Genomic DNA, 10,857 nt, shown 5'->3' on the forward strand with positions numbered 1-10,857 from the left:
TGTTAGAATTTAAGCAAGTTTAAATTTAAAACTTTTTTCATCGATAAGTTTAACTTTTACGTTTCCATTATCATTTATTTCTAATAGGCTAACTTCAGCTATACGATTGCTAAGATTTGGATTGTATTCGATTTCAACTTTAATATAATTTTCAGTGAAACCATACATGATTCCACTATTGTTATGATCTTCAAATAAAACTTTTGCATTTGTTCCTAAAAAACTCTGGTAGAAAGTTCTAAGTTTTTTTTCTGATAGAATTTGAAACATTTTAGCTCTTTTCTTTTTATCCTCATGACTAACCACCTCTTTAATTTCAAGAGCTTTTGTTCCTTGTCGTTCAGAATATGGGAATACATGGAGCTGTGAAATAGGCAGTTCGTTTATGAAATTATAAGCATCAAGGAAATCCTCATCTCTTTCACCTCGACTACCTGCAATGACGTCAACACCAATAAAGGCATCTGGAGTCAGTTTTTTGATTTTAGCAATACGTTGAGCAAAGAGTTCACGATTGTAGCGACGTTTCATCAATTTAAGCACATGATTCGATCCAGCTTGTAGTGGAATATGAAAGTGGTTGACAAACTTACTAGATTGAGCTACAAATTCGATAATCTCATTACTAAGTAAATTAGGTTCGATTGATGAAATTCGAAAACGTTCAATGCCATCAACCTTCTCAAGAGCTTTAATCAAATCGAAAAAATTCTCATTCGTACTTTGCCCAAAATCACCAATGTTAACTCCAGTAAGAATGATTTCTTTGGCGCCTTGTGCAGCTACTTTTTCGGCTTCATTCACCGTATCAGCTATACTCATATTTCGACTTCCGCCACGAGCAAAAGGAATCGTACAGTAAGTACAAAAGTAGTTGCAGCCATCCTGAATTTTTAAGAAACAACGCGTTCTGTCTCCCATAGAGTAAGAAGCTTGAAAATCTTTTACCGATTCAACTTCGCATGGATGCATTTCTCCAATGCCTTTCTTCTCTAGATGGTCAATGTATTTATGTATGTTGAATTTCTCATTAGTGCCTAAAACCAAGTCAACGCCAGGAATTTCTGAAATTTCTTTTGGTTTTAGTTGAGCGTAACAGCCTATAACAACCACAAAAGCAATGGGATTTGTCTTGATGATTTTTTTTATAGCTTGTCGACATTTTTTGTCAGCCTGATCGGTAACAGAGCAGGTATTGATAACGTAGATATCAGCTTTTTCAGTTGTTTTAACCGTTTCAAATCCCATCTCTTTAAATGAACGACCAATGGTTGATGTTTCTGAAAAATTTAATTTGCAGCCTAATGTGTAAAAGGCTACTTTCTTTCCTTGCGACATGTTTTCTTCTCCTTTGCTGATAAAAATTGGTAATAGGTTCAAACATCAGAGTCTAAATAAATAAGAATTAGATGTGAAGTTCAAACTCTGATGATAATCTCAATTCCCCTGTAATTCTTCTGATAGTCAGGATTATGATGGTCTTTTATAAATAAAAAGAACTACCTCAGTATATGAAATAGTTCATTGTTTACGAATCTGTAGCAAAATTAGAAAAAAGAATTTACTATGCCATAGCTTTTGGGCTAGAGTACTCCTGATAGAGTTGATGAATAATACCATCAGAAACTCCAATTTTAGGTATTTGAATGACATCGGAATTGGCCCATTCCATAATGCTAAGGAAAATAGTAGCAGCAGGAATTATCACATCAGCACGATCTGGATTCATATCGTAGTTAATCATCAGTTGATCGTAAGACAAACTACTGAACATTGAATGGATTTCCTTTAGTTCATGGTAGCTAAGAACGCGTTCCTTTCTGGGGCTAGCGTATTTAAAAAGTTTATTGATATTTCCACCCGAACCAATCAGTTCGATATTATCTTTTGATGAACAGATATCAAGTAAACATTCTTTAATGCGAATAAACTCGTTAAGAGGAACACAGTTCTTTAAGATTTTGATGGTTCCTACGTCGAATGAACATGAAAAGTGAGCAATACCACCAGAGAAAAGTGTGATCTCGGTGCTGCCTCCTCCAACATCTACATATAAGTAATTCTTTTTGGGATCAAGAAAAGTGGTGTGTTTATTAGAAAAGATAATGTTAGCTTCTTCTTTTCCGGTGATCAAATCGATTTGAATGTTAGCTTCTTTCTTAATTCGTTGAATAAGTTGAGGCCCATTCCCAGCTTCTCTCATAGCTGAGGTTGCACAAGCGCGATAAGATTCAATATCGTGAACATCCATGAGATTACGAAATGCAATCATGGTTTTAACCATTTTCTCCTCTTTTTCAGCGGATATATCATTGCTTGTAAAAGTATCGGCTCCTAAACGAATAGGTACCCGTATAAGAGAAGATTTTCTTAAATATGATTCACCATCTTTCTCAATAACATTCGTGAATAACAATCGAACGGCATTGGAACCTATATCTATGGCGGCAAATTTTATAATCTTCATAAGCTTAAGCTTAAAGAAACAGTTTAAAACCATGTTTTAAACTGTTTCGGTTTGTCTACTTAAATTAAAGTATTTTTTTAAATTATCCAATATTAATTTGTTAGAGTAGTTTACTTGCCAATTCAGCTAGAAAACTACGTTCTCCTTTTATAAGATTTATGTGTGCAAAAATATCCTGGTCTTTCATTTTATCTGAAAGGTAAGCGAGCCCATTCGATTTTTTATCAAGATACGGCGAGTCGATTTGTTCGATATCCCCAGTGAAAACCATTTTAGTTCCTTCTCCGGCTCGTGTAATAATTGTTTTAACTTCATGAGGTGTTAAATTCTGAGCCTCGTCTACAATGAAAAAGGCATTTGATAAACTTCGACCTCTTATATAAGCTAGTGGTGTAATCTGAAGTTTCTCATCTCTTAATAGTTCATCTATATAAAGATATTGCTTGCTATGAATATTGAATTTTTTCTTAATTACGGCTAGATTATCGAAAAGAGGTTGCATATAAGGACTTACCTTTTCTCTTGCATCTCCTGGTAGGTAACCTAAGTCTTTATTAGCAAGAGCCACGATAGGTCGTGCTAAGTAGATTTGATCGAATTGCTCTGAAAGTTGCAGAGCCGAAGCAAGTGCTAATAATGTTTTGCCTGTTCCAGCAGTTCCGGTTAAAGCAACCAAATTGATATTAGGGTCAAGCAGTGCATCAATGGAGAATGTTTGTTCTGCATTACGAGGGTAAATGCCATAAGCACTAGGCTTCTCAACACGCTTGATTTTTTTATCAAGCGGATTAAAATGAGCCAAAGCACTCGAATTGTCATTCTTTAAAATAAAGTATCGATGACCTTCAAGTTCGTAATCTAAATTGAGATCATCTTCAGTTAGGCCTTCTTCACCCTGATAGAGTTCAGCAATTTTCTCATCAGAAAAATCATAAATGGTTTGAATGCCCAAATTTATCATGTAGTCAACATCCTTAACCTGATCATTTTTATAATCCTCAGCAGGAATGCCTAAGGATTTTGCTTTCATTCTCAGATTAATGTCTTTGGATACAAGAATTGTCGTTCTGTCTGGATTATCATTATTAACAAATTCAGTGATTGCTAATATTCTATGATCAGGAATGTTATCCTGAAAAGAAACTTTCATCTTTTCGGAAAATGCTTTTCCAGTTTCAATAAATAGTCGACCTCGCCCATTTCCTAAGGCGACTCCATCACTAAAAAGATCATCACCAGATAATTTATCAAGTTCTCGAGTGAATTCGCGTGCATGAAAATTAATCAAATCATTTCCTTTCTTGAATTTATCCAATTCTTCGAGAACAGTGATAGGAATAAGCACATCGTGTTCAGCAAATTTAAAAATCGAATTAAAATCATGAAGAATAACGTTGGTGTCTAATACAAAAATCTTTTTCTCTGTGGTCATATGCGCGGGTATTAGAGGGTTAGTAGATCGACCCATCGTTTCACATCATAGCGAAGATTTTTTGAAACGAATGAATCGTTTAGTGTGCTGATATTTATATGAAATATCATGTTAAGTATTAGTACTGAAATTAACAAAAAAGGAAGAAAAATCAAGCTGAGATCTTATTTTTTAGTATTTTTTTTTTTGCTTTGCAGAGCAAAAAAAGAAGAATTATGAATTATCAGGAAACTATCAACTACCTGTTCAATCAGTTACCTATGTTTCAAAGAACTGGGAAGGCTGCTTATAAGGCAAATTTAGACACGACCTTAGCTCTCGATGCCTATTTTGAACATCCTCACCAGAATTTTAAATGTATTCATGTTGCTGGAACAAATGGGAAGGGATCTGTTTCTCATACTTTAGCTTCTGTTTTACAATCGGCGGGTTATAAGGTTGGTTTATATACTTCTCCACACTTACGTGATTTTCGAGAGCGAGTGAAGATTAATGGAGAGATGATTTCTGAAAATGCTGTTGTTGATTTTGTAGCTTCACATAAGCATAAGTTTGAAGAATTGTTACCATCATTTTTTGAGATGACAGTTGCTTTGGCTTTTGATTACTTTGCAAAAGAAAAAGTTGATATTGCTGTTATCGAAGTAGGATTAGGTGGACGATTGGATTCTACAAATATTATTGATCCAATTTTAACTGTGATCACGAACATTAGTTTTGACCACACAAGCTTATTGGGGAATTCGATACCTGTTATTGCAGGAGAGAAAGCGGGTATTATCAAAAATGAGATTCCTGTTATTATTGGTGAAAAACAGGATCAGTCTCAAGACGTTTTTATCGATAGAGCAAAATCTTTATCTGCACCCATTCTATTTGCAGAAGATGAATTTGAAGTCGTGAATGCCGATTTGCATGAAAATTATCGTCATCTCGTGTTTAAAGGAGTGAATTCAGAAAAGGAGATTTCTTTAAACTCTGACTTGCTTGGTGTATATCAAGTGAAGAATATCAGAACTGCACTTGTTGCTCTAAGTCAATTGAATCAGATTGGATTTAATCTGAGCGAAGAGACTATTAAAGATGGCATATCGAGGATTGTAGAACAAACCTCACTTTTAGGTCGTTGGCAACGTTTATGCAATAATCCTAGAATTATCTGTGATACGGGACATAATGTTGCAGGTGTTTCTGAAATATTAAAACAACTTAATTCTCTTCAATTTGAAAATCTTCATATGGTAATTGGTATGGTTGATGATAAAGAGATAGATGAAATCTTGAGTTTGTTGCCAAAAAATGCGACTTACTATTTTACAAAGGCTTCTATTCCTAGAGCATTAAACGAGGAGATTCTAAAAGAGAAAGCGGAGAAGTTCCAATTAAGAGGTAAAACTTATAAAACTGTATCAGATGCGCTTAATGTAGCCAAAAAAGGAGTAGGTGATAATGATTTGATCTTTGTAGGTGGAAGCACTTTTGTTGTGGCTGAAGTTGTCTAGATTTCTTAATAAATAGGCTTCAATCGCTATAAACTGATTTATAGGTTATTGAAAGTAAATATAAATTGCATGAAATATTATTTTTTGATAATGTGATTTCAAAAAAAAACAAGATATGTAAAAGTCTAGATATCTGATGATTTCTCTTTGTTGACACTTCAATGTTTACCCGTTTGGTGCTAAGTTTTAATTTGTACTGAGACTAAATTAATGTTGATTTTTTTCTTTAATGAAAAATCGCTTATTTTTGTTCTTGGTGGGTGATTTATTAATCTCATATACAGTATCTATTTTCTACTTTATTATAGTATTCATTTATAGTGAATTTGTACTGTGTTTTATCAGATTGGTCAAAATCTGACATTTATCATTTCTTATTTAAGATGTATTAAAGAAATAGCTATGGTTCAAAATTCAAAAAAAGTAGTATCCGCAGTTCCTGAGCCTTCTTTGAGAAGAATGCCTGCTTATTTATCCTTTTCTGAAGGATTAATGAAGAAAGGTCAAGAGTTTGTTTCTTCTACTCAGATTGCCAACTATATGAATATTGATCCAACTCAGGTGACAAAAGATTTATCTTACACAAGTATTGTGGGTAAAACTCGAGTTGGTTATGAGGTTAAGGCTATGGTCGAAATTCTTTCTAACTTCTTAGGCTTTACCGTTATGGATCAGGCTTTCTTGGTAGGAGCAGGTTCATTAGGATCAGCACTTTTACATGATGATGGTTTGGAGAATTTTGGGCTAGATATTGTAGCTGCATTTGATGTGAATCCACTTATCGTTGGTAAGAAAATAAATGACATTGGCGTTTATCATATTGATCAATTCCGTGATCTGGCTCAAGAAATAAAAGCGATTATCGGAATTATTACAGTACCTGCAGAATATGCACAATCAGTAGCTGATTTAATGGTTGCTTGGGGAGTGAAAGCTATTTGGAATTTTACACCAGCAAGAATTAAGGTACCAGGTGATATTGTCGTTCAAAATACATCGCTTTATGCTAATTTAGCAATCATCTTTAATAAGATTCACACCGACAAAGAAAAAGCAATCTAAGTTTAAACTTGATAAAATATAATAGAGGCAATTCGTTTAATCGTTTTGCCTCTTTTTGTTTAAATTCGTGGTTTAGAAGAATCAAAGAATTACGACTATCGTACTATACAGGATGAGGGAGACATATTTAGAGAATCAAGTTTTTGAGAAGGAAAATTTTAGTGAGCTAGGATTTACTAAGGGGGAGTATGAAGATTGTAAATTTATCGATTGCAACTTTGCAGGCATTAGTTTAACCAATGTTAATTTTGTGGAATGTGAGTTTGAAAATTGTGATTTTAGTATGGCAAAATTGAACAATACGTCTTTAAAAGACGTGAAATTTTGCAATTGCAAACTACTAGGGGTTAATTTCAATGATTGTAATCCATTTCTCTTGTCTCTCAATTTTGAATCTTCTTATCTAAATCTGGCCTCTTTTTATAAATTAAAAATGAAGGCGACTCAATTTAAAAAGTGCAGTCTGCAAGAAGTTGATTTTATCGAAACGGATTTGTCTGCAGCTTTATTTGATGATTGTGATATGAATGGTGCCATGTTTGAAAATACAATTCTCGAAAAAGCAGATTTTAGAACATCCCATGCCTATTCAATCGACCCTGAAATAAACAAAATTAAGAAAGCGAAATTTTCGATGCCAGATGTCATTGGTTTGCTTGGAAAGTATGATATAAAGATAATTTAATAGTTTGCCCCGATTCCTATTTTGAATCAAAATTAATCTCGTACCAACTGATATTATGGGTAAAATACACTGTTGCAGCTAGTGCTAAGGTTAATCCAATACTTCCCATCAAGAGCGCATAATCTGCCATTTGAAGTGTTACGAATTAGAATCCATAAATACTTGTAATATTGATTTGTCTTAACTTCTGTGTTTACTGTTGAGGAGTTTCCCGATAATGAGTGCCATGATGATTGCTAAATAAAATTGACCTACAATACCAGAAAAAATACTTATAGATTTGGCAATTTGACTTTGAGGTACAATCTCTCCAAAGCCTATTGTGGTCATACTGACGAATGAATAATAGACAATGTCTCCGATGTCTGTAAGACCAATTTTTTCAGGAAATGTAATGGCTTGATTATTGTGCCATAGTACAGTTGAGTTAATGAAACTAATTATGACGCCGATGAGAAGATATCCATTAATTGTTTCAATAATGAGATGACCATCAACATCTTTCTTTTTAATGATTTGGCTAATCATGGTAATTACTGTGGCAGTAAAGATTAGGATTGAGAATGAAAACGCAATATATTTTATCGACTTTTCATCAATAAAGTACATTAACCATATTGAGCATACGGCACAAAGTATTGTTATAAGAGCCCAAACTTTCTTTTCTCCTATAATTGATGATATTGAAAGAAGAATAATAGAATAGAAACTGGCATAAACTAGATCTTTATGTGAATCATCAATGACCACTGGTAATACAAATATGAATAGGAGTATACTTATTAAAAGGTAAGTTCCTCTGGGAATTCGCGTTAAGATTTTTTTCATATTTATCTTGCTAATAGAGAATATTAAAATTAACTGGGAAGTTATTAATTATTCTTTTGAATGATTTAAATATGCTTTTTACGAAACTATTTTTGACTTCTTAGGTTTGAATACAGATATAAAAATGGTGATAATTAAGGTGCCATTCATGCAAATTCCCATTAAAGTCTGATTTTTATCAAACCATTGATATTCTGCATTATTTAATGCATCCATACTAAGTTCTCCAGATATTCTTACCATTTTGCTAATCCAGGGACCAGATAATATCGTTCCAATTATGATTATTAATAAGGTAGTTATCCACTTGAATATCATCCAGCCATGCTTAAAGTAGCCCCATTTCGTGAATTGTGAATAGGCCCATCCAGTTAGTAAACTCAAAATTGCTGCTAGAACCAGAATCTTCATATCAATAAAATGGATGATTTTATTCATTAAATGTAGATGATCTCCAGTTTGTATTTCGCTGCGCATAAAGTGTAAAAGAAACATCGTTAATCCGGTTGTTACCCATATCCCCACTGTTAGTAGATGTATGGATTTCAACCACTTTTTTTGTGTTAATGATAAATTATTCATGTTTCCTATTTTAAGAATTGTTCTGTATTAGTAATAATTTGCTTGAGATTATTAACCATTAACTCTCTCGTTTTGTTGTCAATTCCTTCAATAGCAATATTTGTGGACTTGCAGGCACATTGGTGAAGTTGCTTGTTTAATTTTTGCCCTTTTTTGGTAATGAATAGCTTGAATATTCTCTTATCTTTTTCATCTCTCTTTTTTTCAATAAAACCTGCTGCCTCAAGCTTTTGACTTATTCGGCTCATATTAGCAAAATCCTTGTAAGTGAGTTCACTTAGTTTGCCAATTGTCATACCATTAGATTCGTTCAAGTGATATAAGATATTCCATTGCTCAGGCGTTATATCATGTTCGTTATCACTCAATATTTTAAAGAAGACTCGCTTTATCATGATTGCACTGATTGCAATATGATGGTTTACCGATTTTTCTAAGTTTACTTTGCTCATTGTTTATGTATTTGTCATGACAAATATAATTATTAACTTGTCATGACAAGCATTATTAGGAAGTATTAAGTGTTATTGATGTTTTTCTAATTATTTTTTTGATTAAAATAAAGCTTATAATGAAAGAATTAGAATCACTCTTCAATTTTATAGCTAGTTATATTATTGTTGATGAAGCCTTGAAGTCTCGTATTTAGGATATTGCGCATTTAAAGTATTACCCTTCAGAATCAATTATAAGTCAGGAAGGACAGTATTCTCGCTATTTCAGATATTTGAGTTCAGGATGTGTTCGTTTTTTTGCCAACTATGATGGCAAAGAGGTTACCACTTGGCTTGAAGTTGAAAATCAGGTTTTACCTTCTTGTGATGGTTTTTCATTTAAGAAACCTGGAGTTGAGACCCTCGAGGCTGTAGCGATTCTGTAATTATTGAGATTCCGACTGATGATTTTCTGAAGTTATTTGATGAATTTCCCCAAATGGAACGCTTTGCCAGATTATGGCTTGAAAAGGAGATGTCTGGTCAGCTAGAGTTCTACAAGTTCTTTATGTTTATGCCGGCAAAGGAAAAGTATGTAAGACTACTTTCTTACGTTCCTGATATCGATTTGAAGGTAAAAGCGATCCATATCGCTTCTTTTCTCGGAATTAGTCCCGAAACACTCAGTAGACTTCGTGCAGAGCATCTAAAATCTAAATAATTATTTCTTGACATAGATCAATTTCTTTTTTCTGTTATACCCGTTTATTTGCATCTGTAAACTTAATACGGAAAATATGAATTGGACTTTATTAGTGTTAGCAGGATTGCTTGAAGTTGGTTTTACGACCTGCCTTAAGATGTCAGATGGCTTCACAAAGTTGATGCCTTCATTGGGATTCTTCCTTTTCTCGGCGACTAGCTTCATTCTACTTAATCGAATTATTAAAACGATACCTCTAGGAACAGCTTATGCAGTTTGGACAGGAATAGGAGCTGTTGGAACTGTATTGATAGGTATTTTCTTTTTTAAAGAATCTGTAGAAGTTCTTAAGCTATTTTTCATTTTTTTACTGATTGTTTCTATTATCGGCTTGAAACTAGTTTCGGCGCATTAAACCAATATTTGATTATAAAAAAAATCCCCGCTGATAGGCGGGGAGCAATAGGTATTTGATTTCTGGGTTTTGAAAATTTTTAAGCTTCGTCAAGAATACGAAATGCGCATTCGAGAATTGTTGTGTCATCAAGTTCTACAACACCACCGTTTGGCCCTTGTTCAACATGAACTCCTATACTTTTACCTTCTCTGTAGTTTACACCTCCAAAATAATTTCGGACAGTTTCTACATTAAGATTTAATTCTTCAGAGATTTTTCTCATGCTGCCTTCAGGCAAGCGATCCTTGATGCTTCTAAGTTCATTAAACGTGATTGTCTTAGTCATATGCTATAAGTTTTATTTATAAAGGATTAAAATTCGCTTAGCTCTCTAAATTTAGCGAAAGTATTTTTTAATTGAAAGTTATCTAAGCATAAATCGATCTGGAAATGAATCCTTTTCGGATATTACATGCTCAGTTTTTTGTTCTCTGCTCTTGTTCTTCTACGTTCTAAGTTTTATCTGGTTTTAAAATTTTCCTTAAAAAAAGATGTCTTAATTTGATATGGTTTTTTCATTAACTAAGATTTCCTCTATTTAAATCAGATCTATCTGATTTTTGGTAAAGCTGTTTGTATCTTAGGTGCGTTATGCCTCATTCTAATTTAGACAAGAAATAATTATAGATTGGATATTAGAAGGCTTTAAAAAGGACTAATTTTCTAGAGACAGAAGATATTGTGAAGAAAAAATCATTATTAGCC

At 33.3% G+C, this 10,857-nt stretch carries 13 protein-coding genes and 1 pseudogene; 6 read left to right on the forward strand and 8 right to left on the reverse strand.

The annotated features are described in order from the left end of the window. Window positions 1-9: 9 nt before the first annotated feature. The 3 genes from mtaB to ABY905_RS02220 form a co-directional block, all read right to left on the reverse strand. A complete protein-coding gene (gene mtaB, locus ABY905_RS02210; protein ID WP_372639993.1) occupies window positions 10-1,338 on the reverse strand; it encodes a tRNA (N(6)-L-threonylcarbamoyladenosine(37)-C(2))-methylthiotransferase MtaB in 1,329 nt (442 codons plus the stop codon). Between the two features lie 226 nt (window positions 1,339-1,564). Continuing rightward, window positions 1,565-2,467: a hypothetical protein gene (locus ABY905_RS02215; RefSeq protein ID WP_372639995.1), complete on the reverse strand. Its 903-nt coding sequence runs from the start codon at window positions 2,465-2,467 to the stop codon at window positions 1,565-1,567. A 100-nt stretch (window positions 2,468-2,567) separates the two neighbouring features. Continuing rightward, on the reverse strand, window positions 2,568-3,899 hold the full coding sequence (locus tag ABY905_RS02220) for a PhoH family protein (protein WP_372639997.1): 1,332 nt from the start codon (window positions 3,897-3,899) through the stop codon (window positions 2,568-2,570). Window positions 3,900-4,114: 215 nt separating this feature from the next. Here ABY905_RS02220 and ABY905_RS02225 point away from each other — a divergent pair, with 215 nt between their 5' ends. The 3 genes from ABY905_RS02225 (at window position 4,115) to ABY905_RS02235 (ending at window position 7,148) form a co-directional block, all read left to right on the forward strand. Further along, on the forward strand, window positions 4,115-5,401 hold the full coding sequence (locus ABY905_RS02225) for a folylpolyglutamate synthase/dihydrofolate synthase family protein (RefSeq protein WP_372639999.1): 1,287 nt from the start codon (window positions 4,115-4,117) through the stop codon (window positions 5,399-5,401). Window positions 5,402-5,803: 402 nt separating this feature from the next. Further along, window positions 5,804-6,463, forward strand: a complete 660-nt coding sequence (locus tag ABY905_RS02230; protein ID WP_372640001.1) for a redox-sensing transcriptional repressor Rex — start codon at window positions 5,804-5,806, stop codon at window positions 6,461-6,463. Window positions 6,464-6,575: 112 nt separating this feature from the next. Further along, window positions 6,576-7,148: a pentapeptide repeat-containing protein gene (locus tag ABY905_RS02235; RefSeq protein WP_372640004.1), complete on the forward strand. Its 573-nt coding sequence runs from the start codon at window positions 6,576-6,578 to the stop codon at window positions 7,146-7,148. Window positions 7,149-7,164: 16 nt separating this feature from the next. On the opposite strand, the pseudogene ABY905_RS02240 reads toward ABY905_RS02235, so the two are convergent. The 4 genes and pseudogenes from ABY905_RS02240 to ABY905_RS02255 form a co-directional block, all read right to left on the reverse strand. Next, window positions 7,165-7,281, reverse strand: a pseudogene (locus ABY905_RS02240) (inner membrane CreD family protein); the annotation flags it as partial. Window positions 7,282-7,328: 47 nt separating this feature from the next. Next, complete coding sequence (locus ABY905_RS02245) at window positions 7,329-7,976, reverse strand: ion channel (protein ID WP_372640006.1); 648 nt, start codon at window positions 7,974-7,976, stop codon at window positions 7,329-7,331. Between the two features lie 78 nt (window positions 7,977-8,054). After that, the gene (locus ABY905_RS02250) at window positions 8,055-8,558 is read right to left on the reverse strand and encodes a hypothetical protein (protein WP_372640008.1); all 504 of its coding nucleotides are present in this window, start codon (window positions 8,556-8,558) and stop codon (window positions 8,055-8,057) included. A gap of 5 nt (window positions 8,559-8,563) precedes the next feature. After that, window positions 8,564-9,010: a MarR family winged helix-turn-helix transcriptional regulator gene (locus ABY905_RS02255; RefSeq protein ID WP_372640010.1), complete on the reverse strand. Its 447-nt coding sequence runs from the start codon at window positions 9,008-9,010 to the stop codon at window positions 8,564-8,566. Window positions 9,011-9,285: 275 nt separating this feature from the next. Here ABY905_RS02255 and ABY905_RS02260 point away from each other — a divergent pair, with 275 nt between their 5' ends. From ABY905_RS02260 to ABY905_RS02270, 3 genes are all read left to right on the forward strand, one after another. Further along, window positions 9,286-9,438: a hypothetical protein gene (locus tag ABY905_RS02260; protein ID WP_372640012.1), complete on the forward strand. Its 153-nt coding sequence runs from the start codon at window positions 9,286-9,288 to the stop codon at window positions 9,436-9,438. 53 nt (window positions 9,439-9,491) lie between these two features. Continuing rightward, window positions 9,492-9,713 (forward strand): hypothetical protein, encoded by a 222-nt coding sequence (locus ABY905_RS02265; protein ID WP_372640014.1) that lies wholly within the window; start codon window positions 9,492-9,494, stop codon window positions 9,711-9,713. Window positions 9,714-9,789: 76 nt separating this feature from the next. Continuing rightward, window positions 9,790-10,110, forward strand: a complete 321-nt coding sequence (locus ABY905_RS02270; RefSeq protein ID WP_372640016.1) for a multidrug efflux SMR transporter — start codon at window positions 9,790-9,792, stop codon at window positions 10,108-10,110. Between the two features lie 79 nt (window positions 10,111-10,189). Here the strand turns inward: ABY905_RS02270 and ABY905_RS02275 are convergent, their stop codons facing one another. Then, entirely contained in the window at window positions 10,190-10,438 is a 249-nt protein-coding gene (locus ABY905_RS02275) for a DNA-binding protein (protein ID WP_372640018.1), read from the reverse strand. Window positions 10,439-10,857: the final 419 nt, after the last annotated feature.

This window comes from Ancylomarina sp. (genome assembly GCF_041555295.1).
Lineage (GTDB): Bacteria > Bacteroidota > Bacteroidia > Bacteroidales > Marinifilaceae > Ancylomarina.

Coding starts and splice junctions, on each gene's coding strand:
- mtaB (WP_372639993.1), bottom strand. CDS start 1,338: ATGTCGCAAGGAAAGAAAGTAGCCTTTTACACATTAGGCTGCAAATTA.
- ABY905_RS02215 (WP_372639995.1), bottom strand. CDS start 2,467: ATGAAGATTATAAAATTTGCCGCCATAGATATAGGTTCCAATGCCGTT.
- ABY905_RS02220 (WP_372639997.1), bottom strand. CDS start 3,899: ATGACCACAGAGAAAAAGATTTTTGTATTAGACACCAACGTTATTCTT.
- ABY905_RS02225 (WP_372639999.1), top strand. CDS start 4,115: ATGAATTATCAGGAAACTATCAACTACCTGTTCAATCAGTTACCTATG.
- ABY905_RS02230 (WP_372640001.1), top strand. CDS start 5,804: ATGGTTCAAAATTCAAAAAAAGTAGTATCCGCAGTTCCTGAGCCTTCT.
- ABY905_RS02235 (WP_372640004.1), top strand. CDS start 6,576: ATGAGGGAGACATATTTAGAGAATCAAGTTTTTGAGAAGGAAAATTTT.
- ABY905_RS02245 (WP_372640006.1), bottom strand. CDS start 7,976: ATGAAAAAAATCTTAACGCGAATTCCCAGAGGAACTTACCTTTTAATA.
- ABY905_RS02250 (WP_372640008.1), bottom strand. CDS start 8,558: ATGAATAATTTATCATTAACACAAAAAAAGTGGTTGAAATCCATACAT.
- ABY905_RS02255 (WP_372640010.1), bottom strand. CDS start 9,010: ATGAGCAAAGTAAACTTAGAAAAATCGGTAAACCATCATATTGCAATC.
- ABY905_RS02265 (WP_372640014.1), top strand. CDS start 9,492: ATGGAACGCTTTGCCAGATTATGGCTTGAAAAGGAGATGTCTGGTCAG.
- ABY905_RS02270 (WP_372640016.1), top strand. CDS start 9,790: ATGAATTGGACTTTATTAGTGTTAGCAGGATTGCTTGAAGTTGGTTTT.
- ABY905_RS02275 (WP_372640018.1), bottom strand. CDS start 10,438: ATGACTAAGACAATCACGTTTAATGAACTTAGAAGCATCAAGGATCGC.